This window comes from Desulfuromonas versatilis (assembly GCF_019704135.1).
GTDB classification, from domain to species: domain Bacteria; phylum Desulfobacterota; class Desulfuromonadia; order Desulfuromonadales; family NIT-T3; genus Desulfuromonas_A; species Desulfuromonas_A versatilis.
The window spans coordinates 1308065-1323209 of record NZ_AP024355.1 but is presented as its reverse complement, the minus strand read 5'-3'; the positions used below and the strand labels follow the sequence as shown (position 1 = coordinate 1323209).

General features: G+C 63.5%; 12 protein-coding genes and 2 tRNA genes. All 14 read right to left on the bottom strand.

Annotation, left to right across the window (positions count from 1 at the left end; translation table 11 throughout):
- The 14 genes from glmM to DESUT3_RS05860 all read right to left on the bottom strand — a co-directional run bounded on the left by glmM (position 1) and on the right by DESUT3_RS05860 (position 15099).
- Complete coding sequence (gene glmM / locus DESUT3_RS05925) at positions 1-1371, bottom strand: phosphoglucosamine mutase (RefSeq protein ID WP_221251517.1); 1371 nt, start codon at positions 1369-1371, stop codon at positions 1-3.
- Positions 1368-2054, bottom strand: a complete 687-nt coding sequence (locus DESUT3_RS05920; RefSeq protein ID WP_221251516.1) for a CdaR family protein — start codon at positions 2052-2054, stop codon at positions 1368-1370. The genes glmM and DESUT3_RS05920 overlap by 4 nt, the downstream gene beginning before the upstream one ends.
- A gap of 2 nt (positions 2055-2056) precedes the next feature.
- Positions 2057-2833: a diadenylate cyclase CdaA gene (cdaA, locus tag DESUT3_RS05915; protein ID WP_221251515.1), complete on the bottom strand. Its 777-nt coding sequence runs from the start codon at positions 2831-2833 to the stop codon at positions 2057-2059.
- Between the two features lie 44 nt (positions 2834-2877).
- Complete coding sequence (folP, locus tag DESUT3_RS05910) at positions 2878-4086, bottom strand: dihydropteroate synthase (RefSeq protein ID WP_225911635.1); 1209 nt, start codon at positions 4084-4086, stop codon at positions 2878-2880.
- Positions 4087-5961 carry an ATP-dependent zinc metalloprotease FtsH gene (ftsH, locus tag DESUT3_RS05905; protein WP_221251514.1) on the bottom strand — a complete coding sequence of 625 codons (1875 nt, stop codon included), beginning with the start codon at positions 5959-5961 and terminating at the stop codon, positions 4087-4089.
- 102 nt (positions 5962-6063) lie between these two features.
- Positions 6064-7440 carry a tRNA lysidine(34) synthetase TilS gene (tilS, locus tag DESUT3_RS05900; protein ID WP_221251513.1) on the bottom strand — a complete coding sequence of 459 codons (1377 nt, stop codon included), beginning with the start codon at positions 7438-7440 and terminating at the stop codon, positions 6064-6066.
- A 77-nt stretch (positions 7441-7517) separates the two neighbouring features.
- Positions 7518-7594, bottom strand: a tRNA-Met gene (locus DESUT3_RS05895).
- 48 nt (positions 7595-7642) lie between these two features.
- A tRNA-Met gene (locus tag DESUT3_RS05890) sits at positions 7643-7719 on the bottom strand.
- A 61-nt stretch (positions 7720-7780) separates the two neighbouring features.
- Entirely contained in the window at positions 7781-8785 is a 1005-nt protein-coding gene (locus DESUT3_RS05885; RefSeq protein WP_225911634.1) for an SDR family NAD(P)-dependent oxidoreductase, read from the bottom strand.
- A complete protein-coding gene (locus tag DESUT3_RS05880; RefSeq protein ID WP_221251512.1) occupies positions 8782-9507 on the bottom strand; it encodes an SPOR domain-containing protein in 726 nt (241 codons plus the stop codon). The genes DESUT3_RS05885 and DESUT3_RS05880 overlap by 4 nt, the downstream gene beginning before the upstream one ends.
- Before the next feature lie 15 nt (positions 9508-9522).
- Entirely contained in the window at positions 9523-11187 is a 1665-nt protein-coding gene (argS, locus tag DESUT3_RS05875; protein WP_221251511.1) for an arginine--tRNA ligase, read from the bottom strand.
- A 328-nt stretch (positions 11188-11515) separates the two neighbouring features.
- The gene (locus DESUT3_RS05870) at positions 11516-11854 is read right to left on the bottom strand and encodes an FtsB family cell division protein (protein ID WP_221251510.1); all 339 of its coding nucleotides are present in this window, start codon (positions 11852-11854) and stop codon (positions 11516-11518) included.
- Between the two features lie 108 nt (positions 11855-11962).
- Complete coding sequence (locus tag DESUT3_RS05865; protein WP_221251509.1) at positions 11963-12265, bottom strand: ComEA family DNA-binding protein; 303 nt, start codon at positions 12263-12265, stop codon at positions 11963-11965.
- A gap of 239 nt (positions 12266-12504) precedes the next feature.
- Entirely contained in the window at positions 12505-15099 is a 2595-nt protein-coding gene (locus DESUT3_RS05860) for an LPS-assembly protein LptD (RefSeq protein WP_221251508.1), read from the bottom strand.
- Between the last annotated feature and the right edge of the window lie 46 nt (positions 15100-15145).

The following is a 15145-nucleotide window of genomic DNA, read 5'->3' as shown; positions in this document are numbered from 1 at the left end:
TCACTTAGCCTCCCGCTTGCCGCCGAGGTGCTGCTCGATGGCCTCGCCGATGTTGTGTGCCATTTCGGTGATCTGGTACTTGTCCTGCCCCTCGAGCATGATGCGCAGCAGCGGCTCGGTCCCCGAATAGCGGATCAGCACCCGGCCGGTTTCCCCCAGCTTCTGCTCGGCGTCGGCGATCGCTTTCTGCACCGCGGGAACCTCCTCGAGCTCCCGGCGCTTTTCGACGCGTACATTGAGCAGCACCTGGGGCAGGGCGATCATCACCTCGGCCAGTTCCGACAGGGGCTTGCCGGTGCGCTGCATGATCGCCAGCACCTGCAGGGCGCTGATCATGCCGTCGCCGGTGGTGTTGTGGTCGAGGAAAATCATATGCCCGGACTGCTCGCCGCCGAGGTTGTAGCCGTGCTTGAGCATCTCCTCGACCACGTAGCGATCGCCCACGGCGGTCTTGACCACCTGGCCGCCGGCCTTCTTGATGGCGATGTCGAGGCCCATATTGCTCATCACCGTCGCCACCAGGGTCTTTTTATTGAGCTGCCCCTTGGCCAGCAGGTCGGTGGCGCAGATCGCCATGATGTGGTCGCCGTCGACCTGGTTGCCGAATTCGTCGACGAAGATCACCCGGTCGGCGTCACCGTCGAGGGCAATGCCCAGGTGGGCGCGGTGCTGCTGCACCGCCTCGGCGATCACCTGCGGGTGAAGCGAACCGCTGCCGGCGTTGATATTGGTGCCGTTGGGCGAAACGCCGATGGGGATGACCTCGGCGCCCAGCTCGGTGAGCACCGCGGGGGCGACCTTGTAGGCCGCGCCGTTGGCGCAGTCCAGCACGATCTTGAGCCCGTTCAGGTCGAGGTCCCTGGGGAAGGAGTTTTTCAGAAAGACCACGTAGCGCCCCTGGGCGTCGTCGATGCGGAAGGCCTTGCCGACCTCCGAGGCGATGGGGCGCAGCGAGTCGATCTTCTTGGAGAAAATCAGCTCCTCCATCTTGTACTCCACCTCGTCGGGCAGCTTGAAGCCGTCGCGGGAGAAAAATTTGATGCCGTTGTCCTGGTAGGGGTTGTGTGAGGCGGAGATCACCACCCCGGCGTCGGCGCGCATCGAGGCGGTGATGAAGGCGATCCCCGGGGTCGGCAGCGGACCGACCAGCAGCACGTCGACCCCCATGGAGCAGATCCCGGCCACCAGGGCGTTTTCCAGCATGTAGCCGGAGAGCCTGGTGTCCTTGCCGATCACGATGCGATGGCGCTTGTCGCCCTTTTTGCACAGGTAGGCCGCGGTGCGCCCGAGTTGCAGGGCCATCTCGGTGGTCATGGGGTAGATATTGGCGACACCGCGGACACCGTCGGTGCCGAACAGTTTTTTCTTCATTGCTGACTGCTCCCGGAGTTGGTTTCCGCCTCGGGTTGGGGCATTTCTTCGATGGCGACCCCGACGTCGACGGTTTTCTGGTCTTTGAGGTTGGTGTACTTTCCCCGGTAGTTGATGGGGACGATCATGGTAAAGCTCTGCTTGACCCCCTCGAGATCGACCGGCTCGGTGACCACCTCGCTGACGTTTTTCAGCTCGCTTTCCGCTCCCTGCACCAGGACCTGGACGGGATTGGCCTTGACCGCGCCCACCTGGAAGCCTTCCGCCGGCAGGCCCGAGAGCTCGACACGGACGGGCACCTTCTTCTCCTGGATGCGCTCCAGTTTCACGTCGACGAAGGAAGGGGAAAGCCGGGTCACCTTGAGGGCACTGGGGATATTGAGCCGCTCCTCGAGGCGCTTGAAGGAGGTCAGCCCCGGTTGCAGGTCCTTGAGATCGACAGCGAGGCTGATGTCTGATGGACGCAGATTCACCAGCAGGGTGCGCGGACCGCTGATCCGCACATCCACCAGGCTGGGCACTTCGTTGGCCACCATCATCCCCGAGGGCATGTTCCTCAACTCCAGGGGGACCGCATAGCCGACCTCGAGCTTCTGCTCTCCCATCACAAAGAACCAGAGGATCACCGCAAAGATGAAGGAGAGCAGTTTTGCGACCCAGTTTTCCGTCAGCGTCTTGAACATGGCTACTTTTTCTTTTTGCTCAGCCGGGGTTCCAGCAGGCGCTTGAGCACCCGCTTCAACGAGGTGGAGTCAAGATCGCGGGTGATCCGCCCGCCGACCACCACGGAAATCTTGCCGGTCTCCTCGGAAACGACGATGGCCACCGCATCCACCAGTTCGGTCAGGCCGATGGCGGCCCGATGCCGGGTGCCGAGGGTCTTGCTGATGTCGGGGTTCTGGGACAGGGGCAAAAAGCAGCCGGCGCGCTTGAGCCGCCCCTGTTGAATGACCAGGGCACCGTCATGGATCGGCGAAAAGGGCAAGAAGATCGAAGTGATCAGATCGGAAGAGACCTTGGCGTCGATCTCCACGCCGACCTCGAGAAAATCCTTCAGGCCGGTCTCCCGCTCGATGACGATCAGGGCGCCGATACGCTTGTTGGCCATGCTGACGCAGGCCTTGACCAGTTCTTCCATGACCTCGGTCTCCTCCTTGTAGGAGAGATCGGCGAAGAACGGATTGCGTCCCACATGGATGAGGGCCCGGCGGATGTCGTTCTGGAACAGCACGACAATGACCAGGATGATCGAGGAGAGGAAATTGTCGAGCAGCCAGTGCAGCGTATAGAGTCCGCCCAGCTGCGAGGCCACATAGACGATCAGGATGACCGCAAGGCCAAGCAGCATCTGCACCGCCCGGGTCCCCTTGATCAGCAAGATGATCCGATAAATGATGAAGGCGACGAGCCCGATATCGAGGAGGTCGAGCAACCACCTGAAATTTTTTAGAAAATCGAGCATGCCGCCAACGTCACACTGGAAAGGTTTAGAAAAAACGGGATGGGTTATCGGGCTCCATGACAGATCGCCCAGGCCATCAGGGCCGCCTCGCGGGCGGGGCCGACATCATGCACCCTGAAGATCTGGGCACCACGGGCCACGCCCAGGGCCACGGTGGCATTGGAGCCGTGCAGGCGCCCCTGGGGATCGGACTGCCCAAGCACCTTGCCGATAAAACTCTTGCGCGAGGTCCCCAGCAGAATGGGGCGGCCCAGGCAGCGAAATTCGTTCAGCCGCCGCAGAATTTCCAGGTTTCCCTCGGCGCTCTTGCCGAACCCGATCCCCGGGTCGACCGCCAGGCGGGATGGTGCGATCCCCTCGCCCAGAGCGGTATCCAGAGAGCGGCGCAGACTGCCGAGGATCTCCCCGACCAGGTCGCCATAGCGGGTGTCCCGCTGCATGGTTTCGGGCTCGCCCCGGGCGTGCATCAGAAACAGCCCGGCCCCCTGTGCGGCTGCAACCTTCACCATCCTGGGGTCGTGTTCCAGCCCGCTGATGTCGTTGATAAACTCCGCGCCGGCGGCCAGGGCCTCCTCGGCCACCCGGCTCTTGCGGGTGTCCACCGAGAGGGGCAGATCGAGTTCGTCCCGCAGCGCCCGGATCACCGGGACCACCCGGGAGATCTCCACGTCGTCGGCGACCCGGGCCGCGCCGGGACGGGTGCTCTCCCCGCCCACGTCGATCAGGTCGGCTCCTTCGGCAGCTAGCTCCCGCGCCCGCTGCAGCGCCCGCTCCACGGAATTGAAGGCGCCCCCGTCGGAAAACGAATCCGGAGTGACATTCAAGATCCCCATGATCAGCGGCCGATTCAGCTCAAGCTGGCAGGTGCGCCCCCTAAGGACTCTGGGCGGATGTTCAAGCACCTCGAGCAGACTGCCGATCCGCGCCCCGATGTCGGCCAGGGCAGGATTGCCGCTGGCCAATTTCCTGCTGAAATCGCCCAGGCAGGCCAGGGAGCCCGACAGGATCACGTCGCTTTCGGCCACGGCACAGACCATACCGCCCCGGGCGGCCCCCATCCGCCCCCCCAGGGCGGCGAATTCCTCCTTCAGGGAGGCAAGAGCCTCGCAGGGGACCCCGCTGAGCTTGAGCATGCGACTGCCGGCCTCGCGCGCCAGCCGATCCGCCCCGCCGGCGTCCATGCCCACCGCCAGCAGCTCACGGCGGATATCGATTTCGCTTTCGACCCAGAGTAGGCGGGGCGGGTGTGCCATTTAGCTCTCCAGGGGAGCCGACTCCTCGATGCAGGGGCCGGCTGAAGGCGACACGGTTTCGCCCTTCCCCGCGGGGGCATCGGCACCCGCGGCACCAAACACCATCTGGCGGATCTCTGCGCCGTCAAGGGTTTCCCTCTCCAGCAGGGCCTCGGCAATGGCCCCCAGGTGGTCCTTGTTTTTTTCCAGGATCCCCTTGGTGCGGTCGTAGTTTTGCTGCACCAGGCGCCGGATCTCGTTGTCGATCTCGATGGCGGTGGCCTCGCTGTAGTTTTTCACGTGCCCCATGTCGCGCCCGAGGAAGACCTCGCCCTCTTTCTCGCCGAAGGCCAGCGGCCCGAGTTTCTCGCTCATCCCCCATTCGCAGACCATGCGCCGGGCGATGTTGGTGGCCCGCTCGATATCGTTGCTGGCGCCGCTGGTGATGCTGCGGAAGGTGATCTCCTCGGCCACCCGGCCGCCCATCAGGGTGCAGATGATGGTCTCCAGCCCCTCCTTGGTCTCGTTGTACTTTTCCTCCTCGGGCAGGTACATGGTCACGCCCATGGCCCGGCCCCGGGGGATGATGGAGACCTTGTGCACGGGGTCGGCGCCGGGGATCATCAGGGCAACCAGCGCATGGCCCGCCTCGTGGTAGGCGGTCACCTTCTTCTCCTTTTCGGTGATCACCATGGAACGGCGCTCGGCGCCCATCATAACCTTGTCCTTGGCCGCCTCGAGGTCGTCCATGTCGACCTTGTCCTTGTTGGCCCGGGCCGCCAGCAGGGCGGCCTCGTTGACCAGGTTGGCCAGGTCGGCGCCGGAGAAGCCTGGCGTCCCCTTGGCCACCACCTCGAGGTCGACGTTCTCGGCCAGGGGTACCTTGCGGGCATGAACCTTGAGGATCTTGGTGCGCCCCTTGATGTCGGGGCGGGGCACCACCACCTGGCGGTCGAAACGCCCGGGGCGCAGCAGCGCCGGATCAAGCACGTCGGGGCGGTTGGTGGCGGCGATCAAAATGACCCCTTCGTTGGATTCGAAGCCGTCCATCTCCACCAGCAGCTGATTGAGGGTCTGCTCGCGCTCGTCGTGGCCGCCGCCCAGGCCGGCGCCTCGGTGGCGGCCGACAGCGTCGATCTCATCGATGAAGATGATGCAGGGAGCGTTCTTCTTGCCCTGCACGAACAGGTCGCGCACGCGGCTGGCACCGACCCCGACGAACATCTCGACGAAGTCGGAACCGGAGATGGAGAAGAACGGCACCCCGGCCTCGCCGGCGATGGCGCGCGCCAGCAGGGTTTTGCCGGTACCGGGAGAGCCGACCAGCAGCACCCCCTTGGGAATATGCCCGCCGAGCCGGGAGAATTTCTTGGGATCCTTGAGGAAGGAGACGATCTCCTCGAGTTCCTCCTTGGCCTCGTCGATGCCGGCCACGTCGTTGAAGGTGACCTGCCCCTGGGTTTCGGAGAGCAGCTTGGCCTTGCTCTTGCCGAAGCTCATGGCCTTGCCGCCGCCGGACTGCATCTGGCGCATGAAGAAGATCCAGACCCCGATCAACAGCAGGATCGGCCCCCAGGAAACCAGCAGGGTGAACCAGAAGCTGCGATCCTCGGCAGGTTTGGCCTGGATGGCCACCCCCTTGCCCCGCAGTTCGGCGATCAGGCCGGGATCATCGGGAGCAAAGGTTTTGAACATGGTGTCGTCTTTGTACTTGCCATCGATGTTGGACCCCTGCACGGTGACTTCCCGCACATCCCCGCGCTCGACAGCCTCGAGAAACGCCGTATAGCTGATCGGCTTATGGTCCCGCTCTTTCTGGGTCATCATGTTGAAAAGCAGAATCATCACCAGCGAGATGACCAGCCAGAGAGCCAGGTTTTTATAGAACTGGTTCACTTTACCCCCTGAATTCTTGGTTTTTTTGCCGACAGCCAGGCTCGGGTGAACCTGCTTCGGCCCCTTGGAATCACCCGGAAATTTACCACAAAGCCCCCCAATTCACAACCCAATTCTCGTCAAATTCTGCTGGGTTACGACCATCCGCAGGACCTTCCCGCCGCCCGGTTCGGGCCGCATGCCGTCACAACGCCTGATCCCCACCACCCAAAGGACCTCGCGGCCGACCACCAGCGGCAGCGCGGCCCGCCGCTCCCGCTCGAGCTTGGCGTCGATGTAAAAGTCCTTCAGCTTCTTCTCTCCCCGTCCCCCCGCCGGGCGAAACCGGTCTCCGGGACGGAAATTGCGCACCACCAGCGGGAACCCCACCCGGTCTGCGGCGAACTCAACCGCCAAAGGCCCCTCCCCCCGGGCGTCGGTTTCGATACTCACGGTCATGACCCGCCCCTGGGGGAGCAGGTAGACTCCGGGCCCGCTGATCTGCAGGGAAAAATCCTCCTCGATGGCGGGCGGCTGCCGACGAAGCAGCAAACGGTCATAACGGCGCCCGGCCCACAGCCCGGGGAGATGTGCCTCGGCCTGGGGGGCATCGCCCAGCAGCAGACCGTCGAGCGCCTCGATGTGGCGCCTGGAAATCCCCGTCAGGCCCCCGCGCACCCTGGCGATGGCCCCGCGCAGCACCCGCGGCCTCAGGGCGGGGTGCAGCTCGAGCAGGCCCCCATGGTCCAGGGCCAGCCCGCCGTCTACCTCCATCGCGAGAGCGGCCAGCGCCGGCTCCTCCTGCCGACGCCAGAAATCTTCCTCCAGGGCGAGACTGGCGCAGAGGTCGGCCAGTTGCTCCTCGATGCGGGGGTTGAACTCCCGCAGCCGGGGCAGCAGGTCATGACGAATCCGGTTGCGGGTAAACCGCGGGTCGGCATTGCTTGGGTCCTCGACAAAGGGGATCTCCCTCTGGCGAAGATAGGCGCGCAGCCGGCTGCGCTCGAAATGCAGCAGGGGACGGACGAAGGGGGGGGATTGCTGACGCATGGCGGCCAATCCGCCGGTCCCGGAGCCCCTGAGCAGCCGGTGCAGGAAGGTCTCGGCCTGGTCATCCCGGTGCTGCCCCAGGGCGATCCACCCGCAACCGCTGCGCTCTGCCGTCTCGCATAGAAAACGCCGCCGGGCCTGGCGCGCCGCATCCTCGAGCCCGCCCCCCGCCTGCCGGGCGAGGGCCGGGACATCCTCACTGCCCGAGGCAAGTGCCACCCCCCATTTCTGGCAAAGCCGTCCAACGAAGGCGGCGTCCTGCGCGCTCTCCGGCCGCATCCCGTGATCAAGGTGGGCCGCCTGGAGCACCAGGGGGACCCGTCGGGAAAGCTCGAGCAGCAGGTGCAGCAGAACTACCGAGTCGGCGCCGCCGGAGACAGCCACCAGCACCCGGTCGCCGGGGTGAAACAGACTGAGCTTTTCGAGGTCGCTGAGCAGATCATCCTGCATGGGAGACTCTTGGCAAGGGTGCAGGGAGCGAGAAAACAAAAACCCCCTCCGGATTCCGGAGAGGGTTTATGGAAAAATGGTGGCGGTGCAGAGATTCGAACTCCGGACACTGCGGATATGAGCCGCATGCTCTAACCAACTGAGCTACACCGCCGAAGACTGCTATATTTGAACGGTCCAGATTGCAGGACCCGATTTGCTTTGGTTGCGGGGGAAGGATTTGAACCTCCGACCTTCGGGTTATGAGCCCGACGAGCTACCAGACTGCTCCACCCCGCGTCACGGAGCCCGGAATTTATCTACTTCGGCTACAAATGTCAAGATTTTTTTTTGGCCTGTTTCACCCCTGGTTCCGGAACCAGTCGACAAACCGCCCAATCCCCTCCTCAATGGCCACCTGTGGGTCATAACCGAGCGTGGCACGGGCCTTGGAGATATCCGCAAAGGTGCGCTCGACATCCCCCGGCTGCATGGGCAGACGCTCGAGAGCGGGTCGGCAACCGAGTGCCTCACCGAGCAGCCGCACCAGGGTGGAGAGATCCACGGTGCGCGATTCACCGAGGTTGAAGATCTCGTAGCCCGGGCGGGATTGCCCTGACAGCCATTCCAGCGCGCCGGTCACCCCCTGCAGGGTGTCGGTGATGTAGGTATAGTCGCGCCGGGTGGTGCCGTCGCCGAAAAAGGGAATGGGCTTGCCAGCCCGCATCAGCCGGGCGAACTTGTGAATGGCCAGGTCCGGGCGCTGGCGGGGACCGTAGACCGTGAAAAAGCGCAGACAGGCCACGGAGATATCGTAGAGGTGATGGTAGTTGTGGCAGAGCAGCTCCCCAGCCTTCTTGGTCGCGGCATAGGGAGAGATGGGGTAGTCGACGGCATCGCTCTCGGCAAAAGGCACCTTTTCATTGTTGCCGTACACCGAAGAGGAGGAGGCGAAGACCAGCCGCATCACCCCGAAGCGGCGACAGGCCTCGAGCACCTGCAGGGTGCCGCCGATGTTGACATCGTGATAGAGCTGCGGCTGCTCGATGGAGGGTCGCACCCCGGCCATGGCGGCCAGGTGGACAACGGCACCCTGCTGTGGGTCCCCCAGGGCGCGGAAGGCCCGTTCGAGATCCGCCGCCGAGCGGATGTCCCCCTTGAGCACCGCCAGTCTTCCGGCAGCGGCCGAGGCGCGCACCGCGGCGAGGTTGGCCAACTTGAGCGAAGAGGCATAAAACTCGTTCAGGTTGTCGAGGATCACCACCCTGCGTCCCAGCCGCAGCAGTTCCTGGCAGAGGTGGGAGCCGATGAAGCCGGCACCTCCGGTGACCAGGACCGAGGTGATTTCCGCCTTGGGCCCGCTCAACGCTTCTTCACCAGGCCGGAGAGCTTCTCCTGGGCCTTGAGCCGGTCCACGACCTGGCCCGCGGCCTGGCTGTCGGCAAAGGGGCCGACCATGACCCGATGCCAGACCCCCTTGTCGCCGAGGTCCGCCTGCTGGGTGAACGCCTGGTAGCCCTTGGCGACGAGCTTGCCGCTCAGCCCCTGGGCGTCGGCAGCGTCCTTGAAGGAGGCCACCTGCACCACGTAGGCGCCCTGGGCGCTGGCCGCGGGCATGGCCGCTGCAGGGGCTGAGGGAGTCTCGACAACGGCGGGGGCGGGACGGGTTTCGGCCTTGGCCGGCTGGGAGCCGGTGGCCGCCGCGGCAGGGGCTTCCTCGGCGGGTTTGGTCTCTGGCGGGCGGTTGATGCCGCTGCCCAGCGGGGTCTGCTCCCCCTTGGGAAGGGTGTCGAAGAAGGTCAACGCCCCTTTTTCAGCGGCCGGCGCAGGGGCCTCCGCGGCCGCAGCTGCTTCAGCCGGCGGGGTCGCCGGGTCGGCGGGGGGCGCCGGCGGGGGCTCGGCGGCAATGGGCACCGGCTTGCGCTCCTCGGCGACCGCAACGGGCGCCGGCTGGTCCGAGCCGCCGCGCCCAACCATCACCCCCAGCACGAAGCTCACCAGGGACACTCCAAGAACCAGGAACAGCAGGACCAGGGCCTGCTTCTTCTCCATCCGGCGCTCGGTCCGGGTCACCACTTGTCGAACCATGCCAAAGCCTCCCCGCTACATTTGCTCCGGTGCCGAAACCCCCAGCAGAAGCAGTGCGTTTTTCAGGACGATACGGATACTGTTGACCAGGTAAAGCCGGGCGCGGCTGGTTTCCAGGTCATCGCTCAAAACCCGCTGGCGGTTGTAGTAGCTGTGGAACTGGGCGGCCAACTCCTGCAGGTAGAAGGTGATACGGTGCGGCTCCAGCACCCGGGCCGCCCCTTCCACCACCTCGGGGTAACGGGCCAGCAGCTTGGCCAGAGCCAGTTCTTCCTCGAGAACCAGGCGGTCGAAATCGACCTCGCCCATGGCCGGCGCCTGCACTCCCTGGTCGGCGGCATTGCGGTTGATGCTGCAGACCCGGGCATGGGCATACTGGACATAAAACACGGGGTTTTCGTTGCTCTGCTTCTTGGCCAGCGCCAGGTCGAAATCGAGTTGGCTGTCCGAGCGCCGGGTCAGGAAAAAGAAGCGGCAGGCATCCCGCCCCACTTCGTCGATGACTTCGCGCAGGGTCACGAACTCGCCGGAGCGCTTGCCCATGGTTACCGGCTGCCCGTCCCGCAGCAGGTTGACCATCTGAATCATCAGCACCTCGAGGTCATCGGGCTGATGGCCGAGGCCGGCCAGCATCGCCTTCATGCGCGGCACATATCCGTGGTGATCGGCGCCCCAGACGTCGATGACCTTGTCAAAGCCCCGCTCGAATTTTTCGATATGGTAGGCAACGTCGGAAGCGAAATAGGTCGGCTCGCCCCCGGAACGCAGCAAAACGCGGTCTTTGTCGTCGCCGAAATCGGTGGTGCGCAGCCACAGGGCGCCATCCTGCTCGAAGGTCAGGTCCCGTTCCCGCAGCTTGCCCAGTTCCTTGGTGACCAGGTCGCGCTGATAGAGGGTGCGCTCGCTGTACCAGTTGTCGAAATGCACCCCGAACTCGCGCAGGTCGCCGTCGATCCACTCGGTCATTTTCCGCACGCCGTAATCGCTGCACAGGGCGATGGCCTGCGCCTCGTCGAGCCCTGCCAGTTCGGCCTGGCCCTCGGCGAGCAGCGAGCGGGCGATGTCCCGCACGTAGTCGCCCTTGTAGCCGTCCTCCGGAAACGGCAGGGTTTCGCCCTGCAGTTCCCGACAGCGCACCCAGATGGAGCGGCCGAGCATGGCCACCTGGTTGCCGGCATCGTTGACGTAGTATTCGCGCTGCACCTCGTAGCCGGCGGCCTCGAGCAGGGCGGCAACGGCGTCACCGGTCGCGGCACCGCGACCATGGCCGATGTGCAGGGGGCCGGTAGGGTTGGCGCTGACAAATTCGACCTGCACCTTGACCCCGGCGCCATTTTTGCTGCGGCCGTAACTCTCGCCACTGCGTACGACCTCGTCCAGCACACCGTACCAGCAGCGGTTGGTGAGAAAGAAATTGATGAAACCCGGACCGGCGATCGAAACCTCTCGCCAGAGGCCGTCGCTTTCACCCAGGGCGGCGATGAGGGCCTCGGCAATTTTTCGTGGCGCCTTCTTTTCCGCGCGGGCCAGGACCATTGCCAGGTTGGTGGCAAAATCACCATGTTCGGGGTGGGCGGGAACCTCCAGGGTGAATTCGGGGAAGGTGCCCGAATCGAGCGACCCTTCGCGGTAGCAGATCTCCAGGGCACGATGGATGTGCAGTTTGAGGCGTTCTTTCATGGATGTTCGGTCTTCCTTGGGAATTTTCGTGCCGGGGGCCATTGAGGAATGAGGACCGCAATCCAAGATGCCGACTGAAGTCCCAACAATCCTGCGATTCCCCCGTACTGAGCGGTTCACGACGGATGCCTCGCCAGGCCGACGGCGCGAGGGGTCGGCAGGCCCAGGGGCTCACTGGACATTCTCCATTCTGGCCTGGCAAAAAAGGAGGGCTGTATGTTAGCCCTTCGCTGAGCGGGCTGTCAAGAAAACCCGAAAGCCGGAAATAAATCAGCCCCGGGCTTATTTTCCCGGGGCTGGCAAGGCGAACAGCGAACGGTCTGATCGGCTACTGGGCTGGGGCCGGGGCGAGGTCCGGGCCGCCCTGGAGTTCTTCGGGCGGCACGACGGCGCCCTGTTCCGCCGGGCGCTTTTCCTGGGTGCGGAACTGATAAATCAACTCATCCTCGCGGACCATGCCGAATTCCCTGCGGGCGATGGCCTCCAGGCGACGATGGTCGGAGCGCAGGGCCTGGATTTCTTCCCGCAAGGCCTGGTTGGCATCCTCCAGGCGACGGATCTCATCCTCGAGAGCAGCCCTCTGGCTGTTGAGCTTTATCACCTGAACCAGTCCCTTATCCCCGAATACCGCCACGGCCAGCAACAGCAGGACGATCAGCAGGGGCAATAGGGGAATTTTCCTTGGAGATGCCGCCTTTTCCGGCTCCGACATGCTGGGCTCCCGGCATTACTGCGCCCCTTTCGGACCCGGTCACCAGCCGACTCTCCCCAGGGGCTATTCCACGTAAATGAGATTCTGTATTTTTTCGAAGGTCTTTTTGCCGACCCCTTTGACCGCCATGATCTCTTCGGCAGTTGCGAAGCTCTGCTTCTGCGCGCGATATTCAAGGATCCGCTCGGCAGTAACTTTGCCGATTCCGGGCAGCGTCTGCAGTTCCTGGAGAGTCGCTTGGTTGAGATTGACTCTGACCAGCGTCTGCTCCTGGCCGGCCGCCGCGGTGGCTGCGGCAAATAGGTTCGCGGGCTGGCTGACGCAGATTGCCAGCACGATAATAGCGAGGTAAAGCATTTTTTTCATCTTTTTTCCTCCTTGTTCATTTAACTGATTGAAATACCTTGCTGCATACTCTGCTCGCCATGCATTGATCGGTTTTTATTACCACCCCTTAAGACATTAATCAACCATTAGTTTGCTTTTTTCATGAAAAAATACTTCCACGAAGAAGGGGGCTGGACTGGTGGCGGCCGTGGGTCGGACAGGAGCAAGGCAGGGTGCGGAGGAGAGAAGCGGGTTGGGGGCTGTACCTTGGAAGAGCCTCAATCGGCCGTGGTGCCAAGACTTCCGCCAAGCTTGGCGACCCGTCCGAGCCCCGACAGAGCGAAGGAAACCAGGTATTCCTGGTCGTCGAGCCGGTCGCGCAGGGTGAGAAAAAGGCTCCAGCACTGCGCCCGGTATTCCAGGTTCAGCACCTGCTCGAGGGTTTTGCTGTCGGTAAAATCGTAGCGGTGCTGATAGTTGAGATAGACCGGTTTGAGCCAGGAGGTGTCCACGGCCCCGGCAAAATATTCCTGGGCATCGCGGGCGTAGCGGTAATCCAGGCTGAGTCCGTTGCCGGCGCCATCCTGGATTCCCCCTCCCAGGTTGAAGGCGGAAAAACCGTCTCGGGCATAGAATATGTCGTAGCTGCTGTCCAGGTCGAGATAACTCCAGCGGGTCGGCCGCAGAATCAATTCGGTACGCAGGTCGGAAAACGGGCGACGCTGATCCGACGGATCGAGGACGTCGCGGCGGCTCTCGCCGATGTCGTACTCCTGCGACAGGCGCAGGTAGAGAAATTCGTGGTAGGCGAACTCCCCGTTTTCCGGTTCGAGCCGGGCGGTAAAGCGGTTGGTCAGGGCGTACTCGATGGAATTGTCGGGACCGATGCCGTCCTCGGCATCGAACTGGGGGAGGTGACTCTGGTCCTCGTCGGGGATGTAGCTGTAAACCACCTCCGGAACCAGGCTGTGGCGAATCTTCTCGATCCGCTTTCCAGGGCGGTTGTAGATTCTTTCGAGTTGGGTGGAGATACGGGTGGTGAAATCGAAGATTCCTTCCTGCTCCTCGCCGGGGCCATCGTGGGAAGTCGTGTAAAAACGCTGCCGGTAACCGATCTCAGGCTCGATCCCCAGCATGCCCCCGGGTTGGAAAACCGCAGCCAGGGCAGGCCGCACGCTCAGTCGCTGCCCCTTGACTCCCCCCTGGCGCCAGAAGTAGGTGTAGGAATTCTCCACCTCGTAAAACAGGGGGCTGTCGGCAATCCGCTGGCGCAGCAGGTTGAAACGCACCTCCGGAAGGCGCTGCAGGGTCAGGTCGTTGTCCCCTTCGAGGTCCTTGGTGTACTTGAGCTGCCCTCCGAGGTGGGATTTGTCCCAATTGCGGCTCAGGTAAAGCACCGACTGGGCCTTGTCCTTGTTGTACTCCCCGGAAACCTCGCCGAAATCCTCGAAATAATCCCGGCTGCTTACGTATTCAACATCAGCGGCCATCCGCACCCGGCCCGGCAGCAGGCCGCTGTGGTTCCAGTTCAGGGCATAACGGTCGTCCTCTCCGCTGGTGCCGGCAACATGGTAGGCGGTCGCCTCACCCGCGGTATCTTCGCCGAAAATATAGCGGTATTCCAGTCCGGTCCCCACCCCGAGTTCCGAAAGGTAGTCCAGGTAGAAGGTGGCGTCCATGTTGCGGTCGATCACCTGGTAATAGGCCAGCGAGAGTTGGAGACCGCGATTGTCCGAGTAACCGTAGCGGGGCATCAGCAGCCCGGATTCACGTTCGGTCTTCACAGGATAGATCAGGTAGGGCAGGTAGAAAACCGGCAGTTCGTGCAGATAGAAGACCACATGCCGGGCCTTGGCATACTCGCCCAGAGTGACGTCGAGGCGGCCGGCACCGAATTTCCAGCTGGGTGTTTCGCCATCGCAGGTGGTGAAGCTGCCGTCTTTCACCTGGTAGGTCTGCTCTCCGAGTTTTTCGATTTCGGCCCCGGCAATGTGAAAATTGTTCTCGCGCAGCAGGATCCTGCCATTGATGACCCGGCCGCGGTCTTCGCCCAGATTGATGGCGACCCGCTCCCCCTCCATGGTTCCCGAGGGTTCGGTGATCAGCACGTTCCCCTCGGCGGTGGCGACCCCGCTGGCGTCGTCCCAGGTGACTGAATCGGAGGTAAGGGTCACGCCCCCCTTACGCAACCTGACCTGACCGGCGGCCCGATAGAGGTTGTTGGCCTGGTCGAAGTCGAGCTGGTCGGCCTCGAGGGATACGGGAGAGAACTCTCCCAGGTCTTTAAGCCCCTCCCCGGGCAGAGCCGGGATGGAAGACTGGGGCGGGGCGGTTGGGGCCGGTTGGCCGGAAACTTCCGGAGTCGGTTCCGGTCCGGCTCCGGGCTGGGTTTCGACGGCGGGCGTAGCTTCCGCAGGCGCGGCTGGGGCGTCGGACCGGCCGGCCAGCCCCGACTCGTCAACGCCCAGCACCCCGGGGAGCAGGCGAAGCCGCTCCAGGGATTCGGCGCCAAGTCCCTGCCTCGCCACCAGATGATCAACCTCCCCCGAGCCCTCATCCGCGAGCCGTCTCAGTTGACAGAGAGGTAAAACCTCTCCCGCCGGGCTGGCGGAAAAAACCGCCTCGGGAAATACCGCCAAGTCAATCTGGCGGTGGCGGCTGATCCATTCGCGCAGCTTTTCACCATCGGCGAAGATCTGCAGATCGACGGGCTCCTCGAGCCGCGCCTCCAGGTACTCCTGCAGGCTGCGGACCTGCTGATCGTTGACCAGCACGGCGTTGGCCCGCGGGACGAAGCCAAGCGTGAGCCCCCAGGCACAGCCGGAACCGAAGCAGGCGATCAGCAGAAAAAAAGTCAGCAGTCGAAACAGCATAAAATCACACGATGTAGTGGCCAAGCAGGCCAGGGGCCGAGCGAGC